Here is a 24,107-nt window from a genome sequence, read left to right as displayed (position 1 = left end):
CCCGTCGGGTCGCCCATGTCCACGGATCGCTCAAGCCGGACGGCACGTGGATGATCGTCGAGCCGTTCGCGCATGATCATCTGGCGGCGAACCTCAATCCCGTCGGCCGCGTTTACTATGCCGCTTCCACTTTCGTGTGCACGCCCGCATCCGTGTCGCAGGAAGTCGGGCTCGCGCTTGGAGCCCAGGCCGGTGAGGCGAGGCTGCGCAAGGTTGTGACCGGCGGCGGCTTCAAGCGATTGCGTCGCGCCGCGGAGACACCGTTCAACATGGTGCTGGAGGCCCGCCCTTAGCGTGGCCGTCGCCAGAAATTGCAGCTCATCGCATTTGATTGAAGATCACCGCCAAAAATCCGGACGCATCGGGGACATTTTCAAGGCGCCTGGGTTCACGCAGAGGTCGCTGCCGAGTTGTGTGCCAAGAGTCCCATACGTTGCGGCTCAGAAAGGACCCGACGCACGGCTACGAACATGCCCATAGTGATGGCCGCTATAATCACATATGCCCACCATGGCGCGTTCACAAAGCTGGTAAGCCACGTCGCACCGAACGCGCTTACGACAAAAACGAGAGCCTCGATAAAATGACTGAGCCTGTACACATTCAGTCGTCTCATCCTCATACCACCCATCCAAAGACTGAGCTTGTTGCGCTACTGCGACAGAGCCTAACATATTGGAGAGCGCTCACTATTTCTATGCTAAACAGTCTCGCCTGAGTATATGTTTTGAGTCGCTAATTATGGAATTCTGCCAGTCTGCATTTCCCCTGATCTGATGTAGAGCAGCTTCTAAGTGGGAATTAGTCCCCCATCGACCGGATCGGGCGACACGAACATGCGCTGAAGGCTTGGCGGAACGGCTACTGGGACCATGATGCTACTCGAATGCAAGATCGTGTCAGAACGTCCCGGGAAGGCTGCAGGCAGGGGATGTCAGGTCAATCAGCCTATAGATATGATACCGCCCATTCGCTGAGACTTCACGATGGGCATAGGAGGTGGGAATTCGTGCCTTGAGATGGACGCGGCTGTCGGAGCAGGCGAGCACGGCAGCAGCGATGGCCTGAACCTTCGGGCCGCTGACAAAAACGTTCACCACCGCACGCGAGCCGAACCCGTCGAGATACGTCTCGAAAGCATCGAGGTGGGCCATCAGCCCGAAAGCCTGGATGTCGCGAACTTCGCCATCTTCGAGCCGGTGGGTTTCACGTACCTTGGCCACCTGTTGATCGAGCAAAGCATCGATATGCGCATTCTTCTCGCTTCTTGGGACGAGGAGCGAGATCCGTTCCGGACTGACGATATCGATCAATCCGTAGAATACGTCGGCATCTCCTCCGATCCCCACGAGCAGGACTTTCTCTTCGCCCATTCCTCCGCTGCCTTGAAGATGAGGGACGGTGACGTATCGGTCCAAGCCGCTGGAAAAATCCTCTTTGCCGATCGCGTTCCCGTAGATACCTTCGGCGTACCCGAATTCGAGAGACTGAATCGACATTTTCTTGAATGCCACCGCAATCAGCCATTGGATGTAGATTCGCGGCATCGTCGAGCACTCGACGAAAACCTTCCGCAGGCTTCCTTCGTATGAGCCACATGAAGCGGCCATCTGAGTGAGCAGGTGATCGAGGAGATTGATGTTCTTCTGATACTCGATGGAAGGCTCGAGGGTGATCGCAGTCACTTCGACGCCCCATCGGGTACCCATAGCGATGAGCTTTCGCCGGTTTTCTTCGACGGCTGGGACGTTCGCTTCCTTCAGAGCAAAGTCCAGAACCACGATTTTGCCGACCTTCAGGTCAAGATGGTTTTCGAACGCGGCGAAACGCGTTTCCCATCCAAGCGCGACGATCGCGATATCTGCCTCCATCGTTTCGCAGGTACCTGCATCTCTCGCCTTCTCAGTGACGGCCAGATGGCCGAAGACTCGATACTCGACAGTTGAAGCGGTCATTCGAGATCGCTCTCGAAAAGCGAGTGCTGGAATTCGGTCTTGAGTGCGGGCCGCGCGACGAGCTCCTTAAACACCGAGTCGGCCCAGTCTTCTGGGAGCCGATGCCTGGTAAAAAGCAGGTCGACCATCTGCGCCGCAGGGATTGTGTTGATTTCGTACGGGCCGCGATAGGAGAACCCGAAGTAAGGTGCAAATCGCCGATGCAATCTGATCAGCATCTCCTTCGATGCGGGGTCGGCGCGGTCCACCTCAAAGTTGCCGGCGGCGGAGACCTCCCGGATAAACCCATCCCTTTCCGCCCGACGCAGGACCTCGTCCAGTTTTCCGCTGGGTTGCTCCAGTCGGTTCACCAGCGAGCGCATTTCCTTTAGATCAACCCTGAAAATGCCTCTCTCTGTCGTTCCTAGAGCATTTTCTTCGGCAAACTCTGTCTGGAGGCGAGCGGTCAGGTAACCCAACGCCCGCACCATGCGCACGCTCTCTTCTTCGTACGGATGTGAAAGCGCCTGAAGTCCATCAAGCTTCCGTTGAGAGGCGGCGTTCACAGCCTGTCTCTGCTGTTCGAGATGAATCTGTAAATCCGAGTTGATGAATTCCACCAGTTTTCGTGGATCACTGGAACTCGGAACACTGCGGCGGAAGATCTCTCCCATTATATCAAGGAAATCGCGTATACAGACGTCGCTCAATGATGTGATGATCTGGTGCCCTACGTACGGGTAGTCATGCAGACGCAGCATCTGGCACGCTTTCAGAAAAGCCCATCCCTGTTTCCGGGCGATCGACCTCTTCAGATTTGAAGCATCCGCCTTGCTCATGGGCCGGCGCTTGATTTCCGGGTTCATGAGCGCGAGCGCCAGCCCTTCGGCATAAGGGCGCGCTTTTCGATCAAGAAGGAATTGCTGCTGATCCGCCGTCCTCAAATTCACGGAGAGGAATTCACGTGCTGCATCAGCGAGTGCCACAAGCTCTTCTCTGCCCTCGGAATGACCCGATATGATAACCCGCTCGATGATGTCATTGACGGAAAGCCGCCCCAGCCGGTTTTTGAGCGAAAACGCGCTGAGCGCATCGTTGCGCTTGAGATCACTCCGCAGATGGTCAGGAAGCGCATAGTAGAGCCGAAGCGACGACACGTTCTCGCACAGCGTGGCGAACTCCCTCGGATCGACTGAATCAAGATTCTCGACGTCCCGGTCAGCATTCGAGAGCGACTGGCCGGGTATGATCGTCCGGATCGTGTCGTAAAGGCCGCCGATGTAGGCGAGGACCCATTTCACATTGCCGCGCGTCTTCCTCACCAAGGTGTTCAGGAACTGCTGTTGGAGCGGTGTCAGTGCCTCACAGTCGTCAATCAGGATCTTGAAGAAGGGCGCCCTGTCACCGGCGAAAGATGGGCCATTTAAAAGTGGGGTGATCGCGGTCGCGACCTTGTTAATGATCGCGCCAGGGTCTGTCGCTCTGAAGCCGGTCGCTCCCTCATCGGCGGCAAAGAAGAACGCGTTGAAGCATTCGTCGACGTACCGGGTTATCCCACCCCGCAGCTCATCTATGCTGAAGAAGTCGAGACGGGCAGGTTGGGGTATGAAGTGCAGCACTTCGCGATGCAGTGCCAAGGCGACGTCCCTATCTTCAGAGGCCCGGTATTTCAAGTGGCTGTCGCGTCTGAGCTGGCTGATGCTCTCGAGCAGGCGTTCGACTATCTTCAGCTCCAGATAGTGAGAGAAGATTACGAATTGCCGCGGGATCACGGCGGCCGTGTCGAAGCGTATCCGCTCCGGAATGAGGTTCAGAACCGCGTTGTCGATTAGGGGCGAAAATGTCTCATTGAGCTGGAAGAAGACGCCATACCAGCCGAGCTTGCCGACTTGGTCCGCGAGACTTTTGTCTTCGAGGATATGAACTGTGGAAAGCGAGCGAAGAATACTGGTCTTGCCGCTGCCTCTCGTCCCTGCGACGAAGACCGGCTTGGCGGCGGCAGAAATCAAGGCCGACTTCTGACTGAACCACAGTATCGGGCGACTTTCGTACTCGATCCTGTTGGGGCCGAACGGATTCTCCATCTCTATTCGTCCCTTACCTTAATGCGCCAAGCCGAGTTTGCCTTCGTGAGGCCGTCTATCTCGACGAAGCGCGCCGCTTGGAGCATCAGAAGAGAGTCTTCCAAATCTAGCCCGAGCTCGGCGGAGGCGGCAATCTCAGTGATCTCGTCCCAGAAGAGTAACCCATTCCCGCGCCTGGTGGCATGGTCGCGCAGTCGGCGCATCAGGTCAAACGTGTCGTTGTTCAGAAAGGCCTTGCCGTTGGACATAGTCGAGATGAAGCAATGTTCGCCTTCCATGACCGTCCCGTCGGCGACATTGGTGCGGTAGGGTATAAGTCGGATGCCGACGAGCTCTCCCTGATCGGTCGTGAAGAAGACGAGCTCATTGAAACCTGACTGTATCTCTGGTGCTGAGATGCAGATCAATTTGCCGTCCGGAAACCTTGGATCGTTGACGATCTCGACCGGATCGGCATGTATGTGTCCATGCAGGTAGACGATAGGCTTGTTGCCCTGCAGCAGCTGAGTTCTGACAAATCCGCTGTTGAGCATCTCCGCGTATGGCGTAATGCGCGGAGTCTTTTGTGGCAGCAGATTGTGATGGCCGATCATGATGCCGTAACGCATGTCGGGCTGCTGGAGCAATTCCTGTAGGCCTGCAAGCATCTCACGCGAGATGTATGGCGTGTCCATCTGACCGTAATACTCGTCGTCGGACGCCTCCTTGTCTGGATCGCTGGGAGGTGTCGCGGGCGAATGTCCCGAGGTGTCCGGCGAGCCGAGATCTACAGGTTCTGTAGAAGGACCGAGTGCCTCGAGACGATCACGAAGGAACGCGGGAAGGTTCTGAAGCTCCCAACTGCCTATCGCTGTGTTGACGAGGATGAAGTTTGCGCCTGCGGATCCTGTCGGAAGTCTGAAGTGCACGGGTTGGTCCACGGGAACGGTCTGCCAACCCAAGCGGGCGGCTAAACTCGCCATTTCGCTGAATTTCTCAGTCGGTCCAAGTTCGCGCGCGTCATCACGGTTCACATCGTGATTTCCCGGTACGAATATCAACGGAAGCGCCTTTGAACTGCGCCCCTGTGCGCGGCAGAGCAACGTGAAATGCTGGAATGCCGAAGCAATGAAAGTCTTGTCGCCACGGCTCGTGAAATCCCCCATGAAGGCGATCGAATCCAAGGGCTTCGAAGTCGTCAGCCGCCGAAGCTTCGTCAAGACGGCACGCAGCGAAGACGCGCGTAGCTTCTGCGTTATTTTCGGAGCGAACTTGCTATCCTTGGCATCGATGTTGCTAGAGGAAGGATGCCAATCCGGATAGTGAATATCGCCTACTTGAAGGATTCGCACCCGTCGCATAACTCGCCCCCCCGCCGAGAGCCATAGACTAATCCGTTCGCTTTTGCCAAGCGCGAAACGATCATCCGACCGCATCGCCTGGAAAGCGCGTTTATCTTTTTGTTGGTAATGGAGAGGCACGACGCAATTGTGCCCCCGGTTGCTTGTCTGCCCACCAAATGGGCACTCAATCTGGGCGCATGGCTTATGATTTCTCGAGTTTGTCCCATAACGAGTTTGAGGATTTGGCCCGCGACCTCGTAGGTCGCGAGATCGACAAGCGTTTCGAGGCCTTTCCCGAGGGACCGGACGACGCGATGGATGGTCGACATGCCCTTGCCGGCGGCGACATTGTGCAGGCGAAGCACTACCAGCGGTCAGGCTTCTCGGCGCTGAAATCCAAGATGAAGAGCGAGCGCCCAGCCATTGATGGCTTGGCGCCCTCGCGATACTTCCTCGTCACGTCGGCTTCGCCCGCGGCAGGCGGACACCGGCATGCGCAGCAGGATGAAGCCAGTGAGGGCCAGTAATACACGACAATAGTCATTAGGCTAGAGTACAGTCGCCTTGGGAGGCTGTTCGAATTCAATCCGGCGCTTTTCGGCATCCTTTTTTCGTTTGGTGGTGTCGATACGATATTGGTCAATTCCATCAAGATCGCTCTTCATATCGTTTGGTGTTGGAACTGGAATGGCCTTGGCGGACGCCATGTCATGTCCAGAACGCTCCGAAACTCGCTTCATGGCCCAATAGATTCGCTTGTGGTCTTCGTCCTCGACCACCACACCCTTCAGGCTCTGTGTCTTGACATCGCTGTTAAATCGCTCGACGACTTTACCGAGCAGGATTTCTTCAACGAGCCTCTCCCAGGTTTCCCGAAGATCGCTGTAGAAATCCTTCGCTGACCTTCGCCAAGCATCGGTGGTGAAATCAGTGGCGCCGTCGAAGCTCTTCAGGCGCGTCTTGAGAGTCTCGATGCGCTTCGTGACAGACTGTGCGATCCACGGCTCGTCAGTTTCGCTAATCAAGCCAAAACCGGCAGATTCGGACTTGTTGATGTAGTTTCGAACAAGGGGAATCGGCGGATTGGCCTGCGCAGCTGCGTCAACCACCTCGTTGAAGAACAGAAGATTATGGGTGAAAATAATAATCTGACGTCCTGTGGCCGCTTCTTTTACGAGCCTTGCCGCGACCCGCCTGATCCGAACATGGTCGAGAGATGACACGGGGTCGTCGATGATCATGCCTTGACGCGATGTGTCTCCTCCGACCTCGGCTAAGAAACAGGCCAGGGCAAGCGCGCGCTGCTCTCCTTCGCTTAAGACCTTGCTGTTTGAGATCGCTTTTGCCGCGTTGAGCCCGACCTCGAAATAGCTCTGCCCATCTTGACTACGATCATTAACTGCGAACGGGATGTGCGTTAACGCCAGAGTCTCAATCTCGGCGACGACGCGCTTTTCGAGATCCTGCATGACGAGGCTTCGTCGAAGCGACGTCATCTGCCGTGACACCGAGCCTGTTTCGACAGCATCGCAGCATGAGAGAAGCTTGCGCCGCTCTTCGAGATTCGCCAAGCGCGCGAGAACGATGGTGAGATCGTCGCCCAGTTTTTTCCGATCCTTGAGTGTATCGCGACGAGCTCGATCGGTAGCGCGGTTCCCGTCGTCGGCCGCTGCCTTGTCGTCCGTCAGCGCTTCGGCCTCTAGCGCCTCCGCCTCCGTTCGGAGTTTCGATGCAACTGGCGCCGCAAGTTGCGGGAACGCAGCGTACTCGGACAGCGCAGCCGCAACGACAATTGCATCACGCCTTTTACCTGCCTCGACATAATATGCCGAGATCAGGGCCACCATCGCCTTGCGTGCGGCGGACAGATCGCCAAACTCTCCGAGAGCCGCCTCAACCGCCTCCCCGGTCGCAATGGTGAGTCCTTTGATTTGGCGCAGGGCCTCTTCATGGGCAATAGATGCGACTTGCGCCGCCTTATTTGCGGCGCCCGTTACGAAGTCATTGAAGGATTGGATCCGCCCCGCGGCGTCCGCCGTCATCGGCTCCTGGCAGAGCATGCAACGATCGCCTTCCTGATCTGGCAAGTGCTGATGATCGATGCCAGTGACGCTCGCTAAATAGGCTCGTGCATGGTCGAACATATACCGCCAGGGAGAAAGCCCAACGCCGCTCAACGGCATAGTCGCGAACGCTCCTGAGGCGGCAAGTTGTGCAGCCTGCGCTGTAGAATCGGCTGTTGCATATAGATTGCGATAAATCTCGAGGGCCGCCGCTGAGAGAGCCGCGTCGATCTGTTCAGATGCAGTCAGCAGTTTTTCCAAGGCCGCCTTGGCACGCCGACGCTTTGTCGCCATCGTTGAAGGGTCGCTTGCCAGAGCCTGTTCGAGGCCAGCGAGATCAGCCATGTCCTGCTCTGAGAGGGCAGCGAGGTTTTTGATTTCGGCTGCGGAAGGCATCACGTCCTTTGACTTGATTTCGAGACGAGCCAGCAGCTTTACGACCGCGCCGGCAGCTGTGTACCCACTCGGCAATGGTGTCTTTAGGTTCTTTTCGATCGCTTTGATTTCTTCCCGGAAGTCGGCTTCGAGCTCGGTGCGGTGACGTCCATGGCTTTCGAGAAGCGCGATGGCTGCGGGCAGAAAACCGATACGGTTTTGCTTATCGACGTAGAGGCGAGCGTTCGCGGAGTCGAAAACGGAGATCCGTGCAATTGACGCGGGGGGCAGCGTTCCGTCCTTCCAGGTTATGGGGGTCGGTTCCGTAGCACCCTCTTCGAGAAACCGGACAAGCACTTCGGCTGGCGGTTTGGTGCCGATCTCGAACACGTTGCCAAGAAGATCATCCGCCGTCAGACTACGGCAAAGCTTCTTCGCGATCCGGCAATAGCCGCTCTTTCCGCTTCCATTGTCGCCGTAGATAATGGTGATGCCATCGGTGGCGAAACGCAGTTGCTGCTCTTCGGCGAGGCGGTTCAAATGCTTGACGGGGCCGAGTGAGCAAAGCACCGCGCGCGGCTCGTTCGAACTGTTGGCCCTCAAATGCTCCGCCGAGAGCGGAGAGCATTCGGGCAGATCAGCGGTAAATCCACCGACGTGGCGGACCCGAGCTGTTACACCGGCCTTATCCTCCTGCTCGAGGTTGAAGCCCGGCCGCGCGGCGTGTCTTCTTAAGGCATCCCTAATCCAGTCGGGCTGCTTATCCGCCCATTCCAAAAGTCCAACCTCGGCCATTCCTGCCCCCCGAATCTTACCATCATTATACTTATTGATTAGTCCAGATTCGATGAATTCGCTTGTCTGGACAAATTTTCCTCGCGATCGCACATAGAGTGCTGGAGATGTACCCAATAAATGACCTCCCCCCGCGCCGCTAGGTCAGCAAACAAATGCTTCAGCGATCAAACGTCTCCACAACGACATCAGCAATCAAAGGCATTGGACCGCGCGCACGAATTTAGGTAGCCGGCAACGCGTACGAGGAGATAGAGCTGGAAGTGCGTGCCTTTCGATAGTCTATGGGCGGAATTCGACCGCCTCACCGATAGGCCGATCGAGGTTCGCCGTCACTGTCGGGCTGGGTCCGAGTCCGCGATAGGCGCCACGACAGCGCTCGCGATAGGCGCGCAACGCTTGGTCCATGGCGCCCGGACCGCCACACATTTGCGGATGACGTCCTGCCCGTCTTGGGTTTCAGCAGCGTGCGCCGGCGCTCCGATTTCCGCGACTTTTGGATCCCCTCCAATCGTGACGACCGATTATCGCCTGTCTCCATTTCGACCGTTATCTGGGCGGTAACACTTTTAGAAATCTATGCTGCTGGACATAAGCGGCGACCATACCGAGAATTTACTTTCAAATTCTGGCGGCAAAGTTCTATCGTAAATGAAAATAGGGGATGGGGTATGGAAACGAGTTCGGAGACTGGCGATGCTGCCGGTATATCAGCCGCGCCCGTAATAGAAGTCGTGGCGGACATCGCCGCCAGCTTTACATATGCGTCCTTCCAAAATGCTATTCCGGTGATCCGGTCTATCGCGCTCAACAACCCGACCCAGCAGGGTTTCGAAAAATGCACTCTCGAGCTGACATCGAACCCCCCTTTTTTGCGCGCCAAAAGCTGGACAATTGATCGGATCGTTGCTGGCGACCGGCTTCCCTTAAGCGATCGAAAAATCGATCTCGACGCCGGCTATCTGGCCGGTCTCAACGAGGCTGAGCGCGGGGAGATAACGTTGCGCCTAACCTCAGGAGGCGCAGTGCTGGCCGAGCAGCGCGTTGCGGTGCGCCTGCTTGCCCGCGACGAATGGGGTGGCGTCGTCGATATGGCGCAATTGCTCGCCGCATTCGTCATGCCGAACGACCCGGCGATCGCAGGACTGCTGCGTTCCGCAGCGGAGCTGCTCGCAGCGCATGGTCATCCTTCCAGCCTCGATGGCTATCAAAGCGGCAATCCGCAACGCGCATTCATGCTGGCGGCCGCAATTTATTCGGCCATTGCTGGCCTATCGCTGCATTATGCAGAGCCACCTGCGAGCTTCGAAAGCCGCGGCCAAAAAATTCGACGTCCCTCAATTATTACGGCAGAAAAGCTGGCAACCTGTCTCGATACCAGTCTGTTATTCGCGTCCGCCCTGGAGGCGACGGGCTTGCATCCCGTCGTTTTGATGTTTCAGGGACACGCGGCCGTCGGCGTCTGGATGACACAAAGGACGCTCGCCAACGCCATTGAACCCGATGCCATGGAGGTCCGCAAGGCGCTGGCATCGCGCGAACTCATCGTGTTTGAGACGACAGGCGTGACGCATCGGCCGGCGATGACGTTGGAGGCTGCCCAACACGCAATCGAACAGCGGCTCGACGAAACGCAGGTAGCCACCTTTGTCGCAGCCATCGATATACGCCGCTCGCGCAGCGGCGGCATCACACCGCTTGCTTCGCACGAACCGACGCGCCGCAGCGTGGATGCAGAGGCGGCAACCGAAATCGCGTTGCCGTTGCCAGCCGCACCGGCCGTGGTAGCCCTGCCGGTCGAGATCGTCGAGGTAAAGCCGACGACAGCGGCCGGACGGATCGACCGCTGGCAGAAAAAGCTCCTCGATTTGACACTGCGGAACCGCCTGCTCAATTTTCCGGACTCCAAGAAGACAATTCCGTTTCTTTGTACTGACGTCGGCTACCTCGAGGACCGTCTGATGGCAGGCGCTTCGATCCGGCTGATTTCGCTCCCCGAACAGAATCCACTGGGCGAGCGGGATGCTGTCCTCTATCGCGAGGTGCACGGACGTGACCTCCAGCGTGGCTTTGCCGCGGAAGCGCTTCTGCGCGACGAGCTCCCGTCGACGCTCGATGGGCGTCAATTGGAATCCCGGCTGATCGATCTTTACCGGCAAGTGCGCAACGATTTTGCCGAGGGCGGCGCGAATACGCTCTTCCTGGCGGTCGGCTTCCTGCGCTGGAAGAAGAAGGCCGAGGACGAGCGCAGCTATCGCGCGCCATTGCTGCTCGTACCGGTCAAAATCGAGCGCCGCAGCGCAACATCGCATTTTACCTTGCGCTTCCATGAAGATGAACCGCGATTCAACGCAACCTTGTTGCAGTTTCTCGAACGCGACTTCGAGCTCAAACTGCCACAGTTTTCCGGTGAGCTGCCCGAGGACGAAAGCGGCGTTGATGTGCCGAGGCTGCTCGGTCTTATGCGCCAGGCAGTGCGCGACGTCCCCGGCATGGAGGTGGTGGACGAGACGGCGCTGTCGACCTTTTCCTTCGCCAAGTTTCTCATGTGGAAGGATCTGGTCGAGCGTACCGATGCGCTGCGCGAAAACCGTGTCGTGCGCCATCTGATCGACACGCCGGAGATAGCTTTCGAGGGCAATGGCGCATCATTCCGCGACGAGCGCGAACTCGACCGGCACTATGCCCCGTCCGACATGGTTTTGCTGCTGCCGGCCGACTCCTCACAGACCGCCGCAAGTCTTGCCGCCGCTGAGGGTCGCGATTTTGTCATCATCGGTCCTCCCGGCACTGGCAAGAGCCAGACCATTGCCAACATGATTGCCAACTGTCTTTCAGTTGGCAAAACCGTGCTGTTTGTGGCCGAGAAGACGGCGGCGCTCGATGTGGTGTATCGCCGCCTGCGCGAACATGGCCTGGGCGCGCATTGTCTCGAACTCCATTCCAGCAAGGCGGACCGACGCAACTTTCTCACCCAGCTCAGGATCAGCTGGGAAAGCGGCGTGCGCGTGGACGCAGCGGAGTGGATTGCGATCAACGAGCGGCTTCGCGTCCGTCGCGACGAACTGAATGCCTATGTCGAAGCGCTGCATCGGCACCATGTCAATGGTCTGACGCCTTATCTGGCGCTCGGCATCGCTCTCAAGAACAAGCGGCAGCACGCTCCGAGATTGTCCTGGCCATCGCGCGATTCCCATGACGAGGCAAACCGGCTGGCGCTGGAGCATATTGCCGCCGAAACAGGTCTCGCATTTCAGTCGGTGGAGATGCGGTCGGTCTTGCGTCTTATAGATGTCACCGAGTGGACGTCAGGCTGGCAGGACAATTTGCTCGAAGGGGCAAAGACCCTCAAGAATGCGTCCGAGGTTCTAGCGACCGCACTCGACGCCTTCCTGGTGAGCATCGGCCTGCGCGCCAAAGGCGACGCGTCAAAAGCGGAGCTCGAAGCGCTGCGAAAACTAGCAGCGGCACTCCAGGACAGTGCCGGCTATGACGTCAGCATTGTCTTTGATCGAGATTTCGCCCAGTTGCGGGGAGCCCTCGCCACTCTCAATGAGGCAATCGGAGACTATCGCAAGTCTCGCAAGGACCTGTCGGCCCGCTATGACGAGGCTGCCGTTGCGCGCATACGGGTGGAGGACATAGAGCAGCAATGGCAGCAGGCCGCTTCTGCATTCTGGCCAAACAGTCAGTTGGGCAAACGCAAAGTCCAGAAGCTGCTTCAAGGCTATGTCACAGAGGGGGTAGCCGATCCTCAGCACGACTTGCTGCTGTTGCGCCTGATGCAGGACCGCCGGGCCACTGTCGAAGCCAACATCCTATCTGGGAAGCCGATCGGATTTGCCGCACTTGATACCGACACCCACCGTATCGATCAGATACTCTCGATGGCCGAAAGGCTTCGACAGACGCTACGCCTGCCCGGCCTCGGCACGGAGGATTTCAAAGCGCTCCTGCAAGCAACCGCCCCGAGCCTGCGAAGCGGTGCAGCAGATAGCACGATGCGCTATGGGGCAGCCCGCTTCCTTGCGGCTTCTGCAGCATTCGAGGCTGCCAAGACCCAATTTGCGATCCCTGCTGGAAAGACGCCTTCTTGGGCAGAACATGATAACCCGCTGACCGAATTGACGACTGCGATGGGAGACTTGCTCGACGCCCGTCATCTTCTCCGGGACTGGACTTCGTGGTGCGGCATTCGTCGCAGGGCTGTCAGTCACAATCTGGGAGCGTTGGTCGACGATATCGAGGCGGGTCTAGTGCGACCAGCTGAAGCTCAATCCGCGTTCCGCCTGGCCTATGTACGCTGGTGGCTGCCGGCCACGCTGGATGCCGATCCGGTGCTGCGGAATTTCCGTCGCTTCCAGCACGAGCACGCCATCGAAGATTTCCGGGAAATCGACGATCTTGTCCGCGCTCAAGCAAGCCTTCGCGTCATCAGTGCCATCGCTCATGGTTTGCCGGCTGTGCAAGGCGTCCCGCGCAATTCCGAGTTGGGCCTGTTGCGCCATCAGATGGAATTGCAGCGGCCCAGCCGGTCAATCCGCGAGATGATTGGCGCGATGCCGACGAGCTTTGCCAAGCTCGCGCCGTGCATGCTGATGTCCCCTCTTTCAATCGCTCAATATCTACCGCCCGACCAAGCCCTGTTCGACGTGGTGATTTTCGACGAAGCATCGCAGATCACCACCTGGGACGCCGTCGGTGCCATCGCGCGAGCCCATCAAACCATAATCGTAGGCGATCCCAAGCAGTTGCCGCCCACCAATTTCTTTGGCCGCAACGAGGAGGACGAGGAAGTCGTCGAACACGAAAAGGATCTTGAGAGCATTCTCGACGAAGCCAAAGCGGCCGGCATCCCGGTACGTGACCTGCGCTGGCATTATCGTAGCCGCAATGAGTCGCTGATCGCCTTTTCCAACCATCACTACTATCAGAACCGGCTCATCACATTCCCTTCGCCAACGGTGGAAGATCGGGCAGTTCAGCTGCGAAAAATCACGACCGGCATCTATGACCGTGGCAAAAGCCGCACCAATCGAATCGAAGCCCAAGCGGTAACCGACGAGGCGGTCAGCAGGATGCGGCGTTGGCTGGCCCTACCGGAAAAGGACCGACCCACGCTCGGAGTCATCACTTTCAACGCGCAACAGCAGTCGCTCATCCTCGACCTTTTCGACAAGGCACGCCAGACAGAGCCGGAGCTTGAATGGTTCTTTGCCGACGAGCGTATTGAGCCCGCCATCGTCAAGAATCTGGAAAATGTCCAAGGGGACGAGCGTGACATAATCCTGTTTTCGATCACCTTTTCGCAAGATAATGCCGGCAAGCGCAGCATGGATTTCGGCGCGCTGAATCGGGACGGCGGCGAACGCCGGCTGAATGTCGCGGTGACGCGTGCGCGGCAGGAACTGATCGTATTTTCAGGTTTTGCCGCCGACCAGATCGACCCCAACCGAACCAAAGCGATCGGCGTACAGCATCTCAAAGCCTTTCTCGATTTTGCCGAACGCGGCGCTGTGGCATTGCCAGCGCAGGAACGCGGATCGGTCGGAGCCCTGGAATCCCCTTTCGAGGAGGCCGTCGCTGCCGAGCTTGAGAAGCGCGGATGGACCATCGTTCCTCAAGTCGGCATTTCGGGCTTTCGAGTGGATATAGGGATCCGGCATCCCGATCTCGCCGGCGCCTATCTGGCTGGGGTCGAATGCGACGGCGCGACCTATCACAGTTCTGCCACGGCGCGAGATCGAGACAAGGTCCGCGAGCAGGTCCTGCGCGGCCTCGGGTGGAACATTGTCCGGGTATGGTCAACCGATTGGTGGTTTGATCTCGAAGGTTGCACCGAGAGGCTTCATGCCAGCCTGGCCGCGCTGCTCGAGGAAAGCCGTCGCAAACAGGCTGAACAACAGGAAAGTGAAGCCGCGATCCATTGGGACATGGGACATAAGGTCGACCCCATGGACCCATTGCCAGCCGAAGACCTAGCATCGGCCGGCGAACCGGAACATCCGTCGATAAAATCAGAGCCAGAACTTGTCGCCGCTCCCCTCGCGACGGGAGAGCGCCCATCGGCATCTGCAGGAATTTTGCCTGCGGCCGCGCATTCGACGCATGATACCGTACCGACGGGCGGCCGTTATCGCCTGACTGATCTAACCGGATTTTCCACCAGCCCGGATCAGTTTTATGACTTCGTCTACCGAGGCACGCTGCGGTCCATGGTCGACGCGGTGATCGAGCAGGAAGGACCTCTGCGAGATGACGTCCTTGCGCAGCGCATCGCACGGGCGCATGGCTGGCTCAGAACGGGCAACAAGATTCGGGAGCGGATCGACCTGCATCTGCGCGAGTTCGATAGAACTGAAGAATCCAGCGGCAGCTTCCTATGGAAGAGAGGGACGGTGGTCGACCTGCTTGATTATCGCATGCCGTTCGATGCCGATGCCCGCCGGTCCATTGCCGACATTCCAATCGCCGAGCTGGCCGCTGTCGTCGTTGCGAACGAGGACATTCTGGAACAGTCCGACCCCGCTCTCGACCTTGCACGTCTGCTCGGTGTCGAGCGACTTGCGGCGATTTCACGCTCCCGGCTGGATGAAGCCATCGATCGCGCCCAGCGCAACCTGGCATCGACATAGTCTCGGAGACTCCATGTTTCGATTCATCCACAGCTCCGATCTTCATATCGGCAAGCGGTTCGGCAACATGCCAGAGGATCTGCGCGGGCGGCTCCGTGAAGCGCGCCATGGCGCGATCAGCCGGCTGGCAGAGCAGGCACGCGTCCATGGTGCATCCACCATACTTCTGGCCGGCGATACGTTCGATACCGAAACGCCCACTCCAGCGATGTTGCGGCAGGCCATGGCCGAGATGAGCCAGAGCGCGCCTCTGCGCTGGATATTGCTGCCTGGCAACCATGATTCCCTGTTGGCTGATCAATTGTGGAGTGCAGCGGACAGCGTTGTGCCGGACAATGTCCTGCTGGCGACGCGGCCCGAAACCCTGACCATTGGCGCGGACGTGGCGCTGCTGCCTGCACCTTGCACCACCCGCAGACCCGGTCGCGACCTTACCGAGTGGATGAACAGCGCCGCGACGCCGCAAGGCGCCATCCGGCTCGGCCTTGCTCATGGCGCTATTCAGAACTTTTCCGAAGATTCAGCAGCGTCCGATGTCATTGCACCAGATCGCGCGACTAAGGCCGGCCTCGATTATCTGGCACTTGGCGACTGGCACGGACCCGTCACCATCAATGAGCGCAGCCGTTATAGCGGTGCGCCCGAACCTGACCGTTTCAAGCATGATACACCCGGTCAGGCCCTTGTCGTTTCCATTGCCGGGCCTGGCGCCGTGCCCGAGATCGTGGCCGTTGAAACAGCTAGCTTTTCCTGGAAAACCGCTCCCCTGCATCTGCTGTCTGGCGACGACAGCGCCGCGGCATTTGAAGCGTTGCTTCCACCGGCTCATCTGCGGCGTCAGACTTTGCTGCGAATTGCCGCGTCTGGCCGGGTGCGGTTAAGTGGGCGAACGATCCTTCAAGCGGCGATCGCGGTAGCCGCGCCCGACTTCGCCTATCTGGAACTGGACGGGGACGGGCTCGCGACCGACTGCGAAAGTGGCGATTTGGATCGGATCGACCGCTCTGGTGCCCTTCGCGAGGCAGCGCAGGCACTGTTGGATGAAAGCAGCGACGAAACCCGGTCGGCTGTCGAACGCGACATATCGCGAGAAGCACTGGTTCGGTTGTTCAGCTATTGCGAGGCGATGGGATCATGAAACTTACGGCCCTTCGGCTCCACAACGTCAAACGGTTCGCCGGGCAAGGCGTCGCCATCGAAAACATCGGCGACGGCGTCAACGTGCTTTGCGCGGTCAATGAGTTCGGCAAATCAACCTTCTTCGAAGCGCTGCACGCACTCTTTTTCCAGCCTCACACGGGCACACCCGAAGGCGTGCGACTGTTGCGGCCTTACAGTGGGGGCAATCCGGTGGTGGAGGCCGACATCACCACTTCAGAAGGACGCTATCGACTTGCCAAGCAGTTTTATGGCGGCAGGCTGGCCAGCGTTATTGACCTCGACGGCGGGCGACTGTTGGCTCAAGCCGATGAGGCCGAAGCCTTTATCGGCAAACTAATCCATGGCGGAAGCGCAGGACCGGCAGGATTGCTCTGGGTTCGCCAAGGGGTCACCGGCATCGAAAGGCGCAGCAAAAGCGAGGAGGACGGCGAAAAACGCGTGCGCGAAAGCCTACTGTCCTCGGTTCAGGGGGAAGTTGAAGCCCTGACCGGCGGGCGACGCATGGCCGAAATCGCCGCGGCATGTGAAGAAGAACTCTATAGCCTGGTTACGTCAACGCTGCGTCCCAAGAGCGGCGGTCTCTATGCGGCAGCGCTCGACGAGCGTGACAAGCTGGTGAAAGACGAGCAGCGTCTCAGCGCCGAAGTCACCGGTCTGCGCGATTCGCTCGACAAGCGGCGCATGGCGTTGGCGCGTCTGTCTGAGCTTGAAAACCCCGAAGAAGGCGCCACTCGGCGGGAAGCCATCTCGGCCGCGGAAGCCGCAGTCGAGGCCGCCAAATCGCACAGCGAAGCCTTGAAAGCCGCCGAGGCGGAAGCTGCCCTTGCCGCAATTCACCACGACGCGGCGCAGCAGGCCCTCGATAGTTTTCGGACCGCGCTCAAACGAGCCACGGATTTGCGCCAGCAGTCGACGATTGCGCAGCTTCGCCGCAGTGAGGTTCTCGATCGGCGCGCTTCTGCCATTGCCGAAAACGAACAAGCGATGGGCGAAGTTCAAGCAGCCGAACTGGAAGAGCGCGAAGCACGCGAATTGCTCGCGCGGCTGGATGCGACTCTTTTGGCGCGTGACGCTGCCGAACAACTGGCCGGCTCGGACAACCGGTTGAAACAAGCCGAAGTCGCCAGAACCCAGATCGAAGATGGAGAGGCAGCACTGGCGATGCTGGCGGTGCCGGAACAAGCTGTCGAGCAACTCCAGGCGCTCGAAATCGAGATCGCCAGCCTTCGTGCAGCTCACCTGGCAACCCTGCCGACGCTATGCATGGAATACCGGGACGGCGCCGCCGATTTGGTGACCATCGATGCCAAGCCCTTGCCCCATGCAGAAGACCAAAGCTTTGCTGGCACCGTACGCCTGGATATTGCCGGCATCGGAGCCTTGACCCTGCGATCGAATCGGCCGCAGCAGGCCGACCGGACCATCGAAGACGCCGAAGCGAAGCACCGCAGCCTGCTTGCGTCCCTCGGTGTCGATAGCCTCAGGACGGCACGCCAGCGCCTAGTGGAAGCGCGCGACAAAGCTACCGAACTGGGCTTGGCGCGTCAGCGACTTGCCGATCTCGCGCCCAAGGGGATACAGCAATTACACGAGGAGCTTGCTCGTCTGAGTGCCCTCGGGGCCGGGGACCTCGAACTCAAAGTCGATCCAGAACAGATCCGGCAACATCATGCCGCAGCCGAGCAGCGTGTGGCGACAACACGCAACAGCGTGCGCGAGGCCTTGCCTTTGCGCAGCCATGCCGACGAGGCTGTCATGGCTGCGGAGACGGCTTATGTCACCATCCAGGCGGAACTGACCAGCCTCGAGGTCATATTGGGACCCGATGCAGCGCGCGAGGAAAAGGGGCGCTTGCTGCTCACCGAGGCCACCGCACGACAAAAGCTGCGCGAAGCGGCCGAAATGCGCGCTGCTCCCCTGCGCGACGGCGCTCGCGATCTCACCAGCGCTGAAGCCGTTCTGCGCCGCGCCCGTTCGGTTCAGGATGCCGCCACACAGGAAGCAAGTCAGTTGCGTGTAACCCTGGCCGATCTCAATGGCCATATTCGCACTCGGTCCGACGACGCGGTGGAAGAAGCTTTGCGCGAGGCCACAGAAAAATTGGAAATCGCTGGAGAGCGAGCGAGACGCTTCGAATTCGAAAAAGCCGTCCTCGACCGGCTGCGCACGACGCTGGTCGCTGCGCGCTCGACGGCACGCGATCTTTATCTGAAGCCGGTCATGTCCGAGCTGCGACCGCTGCTTGGATTGCTATTCGATGACATCTCCATAGTGTTCGACGAGAACACACTGTTGCCACAGACCGTTCGCCGCAATGGTCAGGATGAGGATGTCGATAGGTTGAGTGGCGGCATGCGAGAACAGCTTTCGGTTCTGACACGTCTGGCCTTCGCCCGTTTGCTTGCCCGCGACGGCCGACCCACACCGGTTATCCTGGATGACGCTTTGGTTTATTCCGATGACGACCGCATCGAGCGCATGTTCGACGCTTTGCATCGTCAATCACACGATCAGCAGATTCTCGTTTTCTCCTGCCGCCAACGCGCGTTTGCAAAACTCGGCGGTAACATTTTGCAGATGAGCGACTGGCAACCGGGTCGGTCATAAGCGGAGATCGCGCAGCCTCAGCTAGGGCGACGGCAGATCGTATCGTGTTACGATTGCAATGCCGTTTTCGATCTCGATTTCGATAACTTCATTAATCAGGAATTCCTCTGGGCCAAGATCCTCGAGGAGAGCATCGAAGAGCTCTCTCTGTTTTTCAGGCCCGACCTGAGGGACGACGATAATCAGGCCGGCGTGAACCGGTTCTTTGGCATAGAGCTTCCTGAAGTCCTTAGCATTGTTGGTGACGAAGGTGAAATCCTCATCGATAATGAGCGGCATGAGGTCCCAGTCGGTTTCGCCGCTTAGCCCAAGCCAGTTGACGTGGTTTGCTTCATGTCCGCGTTCTTGGGCTACCGCAACCAGAGACGTGTGCAGGCACTCATCGATCAGAAACCTCACGAGGTCACACGCGTCTCGACCTGGCCGACGGACCTGGGTCGCCCTTCAAAACCACGCGCTTCGACGACTTTATTTTCACGCCCTGCTCGACCAGCTTCTTAGGCCGCCCACGAACCGGGTGCGCGGCGACCCACATTCTGGCGAGCTCAATCACGCGCGGCGTTAGCTTCGGATATCCCTCCAGAACCTCCGCTTCATCTGCGCCCTGCGCTAGCATCGTCGTGATCATACGAACAGGGATGCGGGTTCCTTTGAAGACAGGCTCTCCGCCCATCACCCCTTTAACGCGGCCGATGGCGGCCTCCGCTTCATCAAGATCCACGATGCGCGCTTTGAGCTGTTTACGTGCCTCGGCGACGTCGACGATCAGCAGGTCGTCGGCCCTTACGGTCTTGGCCCTTGGGGCAGCTTTGATTTCCTCGAACAGGCGGTAGCGACGATCAGCGGGCAATGTCGCACCCACGCCATACCAAAGCTTGAGCCGCAGCAAATCCTCGCCGGTCAATGCCCGTCGGACGACCCCACCGATGCGCCGAGCAGTGCTTGGCACAGTATCGACAATGCGTTTGTCGATCGCATTGTGCACGGCCTTGATTCCTATCCCGCTGACGGCGGCTGCCTCTGCGGGGGTGTAGATGCGAGCAAGTGTGCCCATTATTCTTCTCCTTATAAAGAATAATATAGGCCGTTTGACCCCCTCCGTAAAGGCACGCGTCTTTGGAATCACGGCGGTTAGCAAAGGCGGTGGTGAGCCGAGAGGCCTCACAAACCCTTGGGGCTCGAGATGGCAGACTCGGCGCAGTATAATTGCGCTAACTATCGAATTTGCAGTTGGCGACAAACGACACACGAGTTCGTCGCGGACTTTTAACTCTGCGAAGGCGCGTCTTCGAGCGCTTTGAAACCCTACACCCATCTGCAGGCCATCTGTATCAAGCTTTGGACCAAAACCGTTTCCATCGCTCACGAGCGTTCTCTCTGGGGGTCTCAAGTGGGGCTTGCCCATGGCCACGAATTTTTGGGCGACAGCGGTGCAGAGGCCGCATACCGCTGCCTGCTTGACGTCGCTGACCGTGTCCATGTCCGAAATTTGCCTACAAATTTCGGACGCCCTTGGGCGCGCTAGATTCGCTATGGAAAGCTGGAAGCACTCGCAAGCCCGGTGGCCACAGCGTCTGCAGCGCCAAGCTATTCCTCCGTATCCAAACCCGCATCCTCATGGCCACTAGCCAACTCTGGCATAATTTCACCAGCAAGCAGCTCATCTCTGCTCAGCAGCCCGGCATCCTCGAGCGCCTCGCAGTCCGGGAGATCGCGAAGCGTGTCGAGGCCGAACTCGAGCAGGACGCTTTTGTCGTCACATAGGTGTAGGGAGCGCCGGGCGTCGGACTGCGCGGGTTCGACGCGATCAGGCCGGTGCCGCAGATGGCCGATCAGGTCGCGACTGATTACTTCCCGAAAACCGACGACAATTCGGCGCGGGTAATCGGCTGGAAGTGCCGATGCACATCAGCATCAGCACGTCCGACCACGTCAGGTCCACGGCACGCCCGCTGCTTCCGCAGGCGCGGATGGCATCGGCATAGGCCGGCCGTGTCAGGTGCTTCCAGCCGCCGGCGACAGCGACGAGGTCATAGGGCCGTCCGCGCAGCTCTCGGATGTCGTCGATGAGAAGGTCACGGGCGAGCTCGCGGGAGAGACTGCACCGCAAGCGCGTCCCGCGCGCGCGAACTGCTCGATCAACTGATCTCAGACGACGACGAATCTCGTCCAGATTCCAAAAGCGGTGGCCGCAGCGGCGCTTTGCGGGCTCGCGTTACCACAGATCGCAGAACTGTGATCTCGCCTTGTGCCCGAGACCGCAATCTGGGCTCGCGACGAAGCATATCGCTTGCGATCATCAAAGGACGCGTCGACGCCGTCGGTTGCCTTTTCCACCGCCGCCTCACACATCGTGTTGGGGCTGAAGAGCTACCTGCAAATCCTCGCAACGGGCGCGGCCGCATCCTTGATTTTACAAATTGACACGTCTTGGTTTTTAGAAAATGCCACGTGCGATGATGGCGCCAAAAAAAAATGTCACGCGAGATGATCATGCCTGAGGTAAATGGTCCGCCAAAGTTGGGAAAGGTATACCGGTTGAATGGTGGATAGGTACGCCGGATAAAAAGGGCTTCGGGTTCCGGAAGACGAACTAATCGACGGATAGGCGCTGCTCGTGAGGGAAACTGCATGCGCATTACGGTTATGACCATCCAGGGATGTCGGATATGATCTTGAATAGTGACATTGCAGGCCAAAGAGCGGCCGAGAAGCTAGCAGAGGGCCTGAAATCGCAGGGCAAGCAGCAATACGAAGAAAGGTCGAGGGAACGCGAACGAGATGTGTCTCGTTAGGTCGCACGTTGCACCAGGGGTGCGTCGGAAGGCACTCCGCCGTGTCCTGAAGAGGTAGCCTGCACTTGAGAATAGCCACGGTGGTACCTTATTTTCGGCTGTGAAGCACACGAGACCCGCGACGTGAGACCCAGTTGCTCAATACCCAGTTGCTGGGTGAGCGTGCATGACTGCCAACGGAAGGTCTTGCACGCACCCTCGCGATCTTGAGCAATGGTCGCCATGACTTTCTTCTTGCAGGCTTTTGAGTGGCCCAGCCTGCAATCACCAGACCCCACCGACTCTAAAGAGCGTGGCAGACGGGATAGTCGAGGTTGCCCGGCACAATTACGCTCAAGGCTTGCGCCGCCCAGAGGACACGCTGAAAAGGCAGCATGGGCGCGCAAGCACGCCATTCACGAGAGGTTCGACATGAAGACTATGCAAGAAAAAGACATTCCGGCATTCGTGCAAGCAGTTGTGGAGGCCGGCTGCAACATTTGCGCGATTGGCAACTTGGGATATGTCTTTGGCGATGCTGATTTGACGCCGGCGCAACGGAGGTCCGTCGAGCCACAGCTGCGCAGGATTGCTGAGATCTACGGCGAACGCGATCATCTCATGGACGAGATAGCTGTATATCTGCGGTCGATCGGACGCCATGTCGAGGTTGAGCCGAAGACAGGTGTTTCCTGATGGCCGCGATCGATCGCGTTCCGTAGTCGCCATTTCTATTGGGTAACGAGCAGCCGTCTTCCAACCTCTGAAACAAAAAAGAGGTGACCCCCAAAGGCCGCTCTCGAGACCGCAAGTCTGAGCCGCTAACGCATTGCGATAACCAGGCTGTCCGAACTGGGCGTCGATGCCTTCCTCGACCAGGTCGCGGTAGGCGGCGATCTCATCTACCGCATGCATAGCCAAGCCAGAGAAGTTTTCGGCAGCGGAATTCTCGGTCGCTTCCCCTTTTATGACTAGAGGGTGCGGCCGATCCGGCCGCGACGATCTCGCAGGGATTGCCATATACGGCAACACGAACACCGGCGGATCAATACTCGGATAATGGCGGCCGGCTATGTAGCGATCGATCGCGCACCAACATATCAATGCAATAGCTTAGTTGCTTTCAAAGGCGGGTCTCTACGAACTGCAAGCAAGCTAAACGATTGCGTCAACTCTTCCTCGCAGAGCGAAAACTCCGCGCCCACGCGATTTCTCTGCTGGAACAGCGGCACATCCTCAGCGCCAGGACACGGCCGCCGCCGTCGGGTTTTACGAAGCCGGTGATTGCATAAGTTGCCCGCAAGATATCATTGGTATCGGGAACGCCGCCGATGCCGCATCCTGAATAGAGCGGCCGCTTGCACCTGCCAGCCCGACGACCAGATCATATCTGCAACTCCATCTACCTGGACGTGGTGCAAATCACCTCGCTGAAGCCGCAAATCGTCGCCTTCGACCAGGATAACCACATCCGTGACCGCCTGAGCTACTCGGTCGATCTCGACGCACATGGCCGATACAGTTTTTCCATCCTTCACGAAGCGAATGAGACTTTGGCCATTCCAGCCCTGGTCTACGGGGCGTGACTTGTCCCCGATGCATGCGCGAGCTCTCCGCTCGGCCGGCCGCCGGACGTCGCCACCGGCCGAAGGCGCCCGAAGGCGCCCGAAGGCGCTTGACAAAGCAGCACCGGCCCATTCAACTTGAGGCATTCACCAGGGGAGTCCCGGTAAGGGGCTGAGATACTGCTGGCTTTCGCGGCGCAGTGACCCGTTGAACCTGATCCAGTTCATACTGGCGTAGGGACGGTGCAAGCGCTTTGCGGGAGTTTACGCCCGAGGTCCTGCTGCAGCAGGTCTACAGAAGCGTCTTTTCATCCTTCCGGCACAGAACTGGGTCTCCAATGCATGAGCAAAGGAGCCTCACGATGAATGCCCTCACCCCCGCCGTGTCGACGGGACCACTGCCCGCCTCGCGGAAAATCCACAAGCCCGGCGTCCTCTACCCGCAGATCAGGGTGCCGATGCGCGAGATTTCCGTCCATCCGACGGCCGGCGAACCGCCCGTCACCGTCTACGATCCGTCCGGCCCCTACACCGATCCATCAGTCCAAACCAGCATCGAAAAAGGCCTTGCCCGGCTTCGCCACGAATGGGTCACGGCGCGTTGCGATGTCGAAGCCTATGACGGCCGCCACGTCCGGCCGGAAGACAATGGATTCGCCACCGGCGAGCGCCTGACACCGGAATTTCCGATACGCAATCGGCCGCTCAAGGCCAAGCAGGGCAAGGCGGTGACCCAACTTGCCTATGCGCGCGCCGGCATCATCACGCCAGAAATGGAGTTCGTAGCCATCC

The 24,107-nt window shown here is 58.7% G+C and carries 12 protein-coding genes, 3 pseudogenes and 1 riboswitch; of the genes and pseudogenes, 8 read left to right on the top strand and 7 right to left on the bottom strand.

The annotated features are described in order from the left end of the window. Positions 1 to 293: pseudogene (locus EOA36_RS04215) on the top strand (SAM-dependent methyltransferase); the annotation flags it as partial. A gap of 606 nt (positions 294 to 899) precedes the next feature. On the opposite strand, the gene EOA36_RS04210 reads toward EOA36_RS04215, so the two are convergent. Genes EOA36_RS04210 through EOA36_RS04200 form a run of 3 tightly spaced genes read right to left on the bottom strand, consistent with a single transcriptional unit; the run spans position 900 to position 5,478 of the window. After that, positions 900 to 1,955 carry a hypothetical protein gene (locus EOA36_RS04210; RefSeq protein ID WP_126057630.1) on the bottom strand — a complete coding sequence of 352 codons (1,056 nt, stop codon included), beginning with the start codon at positions 1,953 to 1,955 and terminating at the stop codon, positions 900 to 902. Then, the gene (locus EOA36_RS04205; protein WP_126057629.1) at positions 1,952 to 4,018 is read right to left on the bottom strand and encodes a hypothetical protein; all 2,067 of its coding nucleotides are present in this window, start codon (positions 4,016 to 4,018) and stop codon (positions 1,952 to 1,954) included. The genes EOA36_RS04210 and EOA36_RS04205 overlap by 4 nt, the downstream gene beginning before the upstream one ends. Positions 4,019 to 4,020: 2 nt before the next feature. Beyond that, positions 4,021 to 5,478, bottom strand: a complete 1,458-nt coding sequence (locus EOA36_RS04200; protein WP_126057628.1) for a metallophosphoesterase — start codon at positions 5,476 to 5,478, stop codon at positions 4,021 to 4,023. A gap of 104 nt (positions 5,479 to 5,582) precedes the next feature. On the opposite strand from EOA36_RS04200, the gene EOA36_RS04195 reads away from it, so the two are divergent. Continuing rightward, positions 5,583 to 5,867 carry a hypothetical protein gene (locus tag EOA36_RS04195; protein ID WP_210212400.1) on the top strand — a complete coding sequence of 95 codons (285 nt, stop codon included), beginning with the start codon at positions 5,583 to 5,585 and terminating at the stop codon, positions 5,865 to 5,867. A gap of 21 nt (positions 5,868 to 5,888) precedes the next feature. On the opposite strand, the gene EOA36_RS04190 is transcribed toward EOA36_RS04195, so the two are convergent. Further along, the gene (locus EOA36_RS04190) at positions 5,889 to 8,573 is read right to left on the bottom strand and encodes an AAA family ATPase (RefSeq protein WP_126063811.1); all 2,685 of its coding nucleotides are present in this window, start codon (positions 8,571 to 8,573) and stop codon (positions 5,889 to 5,891) included. A gap of 671 nt (positions 8,574 to 9,244) precedes the next feature. Between EOA36_RS04190 and EOA36_RS04185 the strand changes: the two genes are divergently transcribed. Genes EOA36_RS04185 through EOA36_RS04175 form a run of 3 tightly spaced genes read left to right on the top strand, consistent with a single transcriptional unit; the run spans position 9,245 to position 18,976 of the window. Beyond that, positions 9,245 to 15,208 (top strand): DUF3320 domain-containing protein, encoded by a 5,964-nt coding sequence (locus EOA36_RS04185; protein WP_126057627.1) that lies wholly within the window; start codon positions 9,245 to 9,247, stop codon positions 15,206 to 15,208. 13 nt (positions 15,209 to 15,221) lie between these two features. Beyond that, complete coding sequence (locus EOA36_RS04180; protein ID WP_126057626.1) at positions 15,222 to 16,346, top strand: DNA repair exonuclease; 1,125 nt, start codon at positions 15,222 to 15,224, stop codon at positions 16,344 to 16,346. Then, positions 16,343 to 18,976, top strand: a complete 2,634-nt coding sequence (locus tag EOA36_RS04175) for an ATP-binding protein (RefSeq protein ID WP_126063810.1) — start codon at positions 16,343 to 16,345, stop codon at positions 18,974 to 18,976. The genes EOA36_RS04180 and EOA36_RS04175 overlap by 4 nt, the downstream gene beginning before the upstream one ends. Before the next feature lie 21 nt (positions 18,977 to 18,997). Here the strand turns inward: EOA36_RS04175 and EOA36_RS04170 are convergent, their stop codons facing one another. The 3 genes and pseudogenes from EOA36_RS04170 to EOA36_RS38010 form a co-directional block, all read right to left on the bottom strand. Then, positions 18,998 to 19,375 (bottom strand): DUF5615 family PIN-like protein, encoded by a 378-nt coding sequence (locus EOA36_RS04170; RefSeq protein ID WP_126057625.1) that lies wholly within the window; start codon positions 19,373 to 19,375, stop codon positions 18,998 to 19,000. Between the two features lie 4 nt (positions 19,376 to 19,379). Then, entirely contained in the window at positions 19,380 to 20,030 is a 651-nt protein-coding gene (locus EOA36_RS04165; RefSeq protein WP_126057624.1) for a DUF433 domain-containing protein, read from the bottom strand. A 533-nt stretch (positions 20,031 to 20,563) separates the two neighbouring features. Then, a pseudogene (locus EOA36_RS38010) lies at positions 20,564 to 21,086 on the bottom strand (SMC-Scp complex subunit ScpB). 898 nt (positions 21,087 to 21,984) lie between these two features. On the opposite strand from EOA36_RS38010, the gene EOA36_RS38890 reads away from it, so the two are divergent. The 3 genes and pseudogenes from EOA36_RS38890 to EOA36_RS04145 all read left to right on the top strand — a co-directional run. Continuing rightward, positions 21,985 to 22,446 (top strand): hypothetical protein, encoded by a 462-nt coding sequence (locus tag EOA36_RS38890; protein WP_306283303.1) that lies wholly within the window; start codon positions 21,985 to 21,987, stop codon positions 22,444 to 22,446. A gap of 662 nt (positions 22,447 to 23,108) precedes the next feature. Beyond that, complete coding sequence (locus EOA36_RS04150; protein ID WP_245454713.1) at positions 23,109 to 23,336, top strand: hypothetical protein; 228 nt, start codon at positions 23,109 to 23,111, stop codon at positions 23,334 to 23,336. Positions 23,337 to 23,457: 121 nt separating this feature from the next. Further along, positions 23,458 to 23,574, top strand: a riboswitch (TPP riboswitch). Positions 23,575 to 23,677: 103 nt separating this feature from the next. Next, positions 23,678 to 24,107 (top strand): annotated as a pseudogene (locus tag EOA36_RS04145) (phosphomethylpyrimidine synthase ThiC); the annotation flags it as partial.

This window comes from Mesorhizobium sp. M8A.F.Ca.ET.021.01.1.1 (assembly GCF_003998025.1).
In the GTDB taxonomy this organism is placed as follows: Bacteria; Pseudomonadota; Alphaproteobacteria; order Rhizobiales; family Rhizobiaceae; genus Mesorhizobium.
The sequence above is the reverse complement of the archived record's forward strand: the minus strand, read 5'-3'. Positions and strand labels throughout refer to the sequence as shown.

What these genes read in the sequence shown, in the direction of transcription:
- EOA36_RS04210 (WP_126057630.1), bottom strand. Translation starts at nt 1,955, where the DNA reads ATGACCGCTTCAACTGTCGAGTATCGAGTCTTCGGCCATCTGGCCGTC.
- EOA36_RS04205 (WP_126057629.1), bottom strand. Translation starts at nt 4,018, where the DNA reads ATGGAGAATCCGTTCGGCCCCAACAGGATCGAGTACGAAAGTCGCCCG.
- EOA36_RS04190 (WP_126063811.1), bottom strand. Translation starts at nt 8,573, where the DNA reads ATGGCCGAGGTTGGACTTTTGGAATGGGCGGATAAGCAGCCCGACTGG.
- EOA36_RS04185 (WP_126057627.1), top strand. Translation starts at nt 9,245, where the DNA reads ATGGAAACGAGTTCGGAGACTGGCGATGCTGCCGGTATATCAGCCGCG.
- EOA36_RS04180 (WP_126057626.1), top strand. Translation starts at nt 15,222, where the DNA reads ATGTTTCGATTCATCCACAGCTCCGATCTTCATATCGGCAAGCGGTTC.
- EOA36_RS04175 (WP_126063810.1), top strand. Translation starts at nt 16,343, where the DNA reads ATGAAACTTACGGCCCTTCGGCTCCACAACGTCAAACGGTTCGCCGGG.
- EOA36_RS04165 (WP_126057624.1), bottom strand. Translation starts at nt 20,030, where the DNA reads ATGGGCACACTTGCTCGCATCTACACCCCCGCAGAGGCAGCCGCCGTC.
- EOA36_RS38890 (WP_306283303.1), top strand. Translation starts at nt 21,985, where the DNA reads ATGGTCGCCATGACTTTCTTCTTGCAGGCTTTTGAGTGGCCCAGCCTG.